The sequence below is a fragment of the Streptomyces sp. col6 genome (assembly GCF_008042035.1).
In the GTDB taxonomy this organism is placed as follows: domain Bacteria; phylum Actinomycetota; class Actinomycetes; order Streptomycetales; family Streptomycetaceae; genus Streptomyces.
In genome coordinates this window covers 1-2,152 of record NZ_RDBL01000026.1, presented here as the reverse complement: position 1 = coordinate 2,152, position 2,152 = coordinate 1, and the positions used below count along the sequence as shown (strand labels likewise).

The 2,152-nt window shown below is 56.3% G+C and carries 1 other annotated feature (cut by a window edge).

Annotation, left to right across the window (positions count from 1 at the left end):
• Nucleotides 1–2,130, top strand: a sequence feature (mutual gap in cmsearch alignment for this rRNA model is longer than 100); it begins 1,723 nt to the left of the window's first position.
• Nucleotides 2,131–2,152: the final 22 nt, after the last annotated feature.

Here is a 2,152-nt window from a genome sequence, read left to right as displayed (position 1 = left end):
GATAGGCGATGGGCCCTACCGGGTTACTGACCTTAGCCAAACTCCGAATGCCGGTAAGTGAGAGCGCGGCAGTGAGACTGTGGGGGATAAGCTCCATGGTCGAGAGGGAAACAGCCCAGAGCATCGACTAAGGCCCCTAAGCGTACGCTAAGTGGGAAAGGATGTGGAGTCGCAGAGACAACCAGGAGGTTGGCTTAGAAGCAGCCACCCTTGAAAGAGTGCGTAATAGCTCACTGGTCAAGTGATTCCGCGCCGACAATGTAGCGGGGCTCAAGCGTACCGCCGAAGTCGTGTCATTCACACAATAGGGCCAACGCCTGTGTGGATGGGTAGGGGAGCGTCGTGTGCCGGGTGAAGCAGCCGCGGAAGCGAGTTGTGGACGGTTCACGAGTGAGAATGCAGGCATGAGTAGCGATACACACGTGAGAAACGTGTGCGCCGATTGACTAAGGGTTCCTGGGTCAAGCTGATCTGCCCAGGGTAAGTCGGGACCTAAGGCGAGGCCGACAGGCGTAGTCGATGGACAACCGGTTGATATTCCGGTACCCGCTTTGAAACGCCCAATACTGAGCCCATTAATGCTAAGTCCGTGAAGCCGGCCCGATCTCTTCGGAGTTGAGGGTAGTGGTGGAGCCGARGAACCAGGGGTGACGCAGGAAGGTAGTCCAACCCGGGCGGTGGTTGTCCCGGGGTAAGGGTGTAGGCCGTGTGGTAGGTAAATCCGTCACACATATGAGGCTGAGACCTGATGCCGAGCCGATTGTGGTGAAGTGGATGATCCTATGCTGTCGAGAAAAGCCTCTAGCGAGTTTCATGGCGGCCCGTACCCTAAACCGACTCAGGTGGTCAGGTAGAGAATACCGAGGCGTTCGGGTGAACTATGGTTAAGGAACTCGGCAAAATGCCCCCGTAACTTCGGGAGAAGGGGGGCCATCACTGGTGARGGAACTTGCTTCCTGAGCTGGGGGTGGCCGCAGAGACCAGCGAGAAGCGACTGTTTACTAAAAACACAGGTCCGTGCGAAGCCGTAAGGCGATGTATACGGACTGACGCCTGCCCGGTGCTGGAACGTTAAGGGGACCGGTTAGCTGCCTTTCGGGGTGGCGAAGCTGAGAACTTAAGCGCCAGTAAACGGCGGTGGTAACTATAACCATCCTAAGGTAGCGAAATTCCTTGTCGGGTAAGTTCCGACCTGCACGAATGGCGTAACGACTTCTCGACTGTCTCAACCATAGGCCCGGTGAAATTGCACTACGAGTAAAGATGCTCGTTTCGCGCAGCAGGACGGAAAGACCCCGGGACCTTTACTATAGTTTGATATTGGTGTTCGGTTCGGCTTGTGTAGGATAGGTGGGAGACTTTGAAGCGGCCACGCCAGTGGTTGTGGAGTCGTCGTTGAAATACCACTCTGGTCGTGCTGGATGTCTAACCTGGGTCCGTGATCCGGATCAGGGACAGTGTCTGATGGGTAGTTTAACTGGGGCGGTTGCCTCCTAAAGAGTAACGGAGGCGCCCAAAGGTTCCCTCAGCCTGGTTGGCAATCAGGTGTTGAGTGTAAGTGCACAAGGGAGCTTGACTGTGAGACCGACGGGTCGAGCAGGGACGAAAGTCGGGACTAGTGATCCGGCAGTGGCTTGTGGAAGCGCTGTCGCTCAACGGATAAAAGGTACCCCGGGGATAACAGGCTGATCTTCCCCAAGAGTCCATATCGACGGGATGGTTTGGCACCTCGATGTCGGCTCGTCGCATCCTGGGGCTGGAGTCGGTCCCAAGGGTTGGGCTGTTCGCCCATTAAAGCGGTACGCGAGCTGGGTTTAGAACGTCGTGAGACAGTTCGGTCCCTATCCGCTGTGCGCGTAGGAATATTGAGAAGGGCTGTCCCTAGTACGAGAGGACCGGGACGGACGAACCTCTGGTGTGCCAGTTGTTCTGCCAAGGGCATGGCTGGTTGGCTACGTTCGGAAAGGATAACCGCTGAAAGCATCTAAGCGGGAAGCCTGCTTCGAGATGAGTATTCCCACCCTCTTGAAGGGTTAAGGCTCCCAGTAGACGACTGGGTTGATAGGCCAGATGTGGAAGCCCGGTAACGGGTGGAGCTGACTGGTACTAATAGGCCGAGGGCTTGTCCTCAGTTGCTCGCGTCCACTGTGTT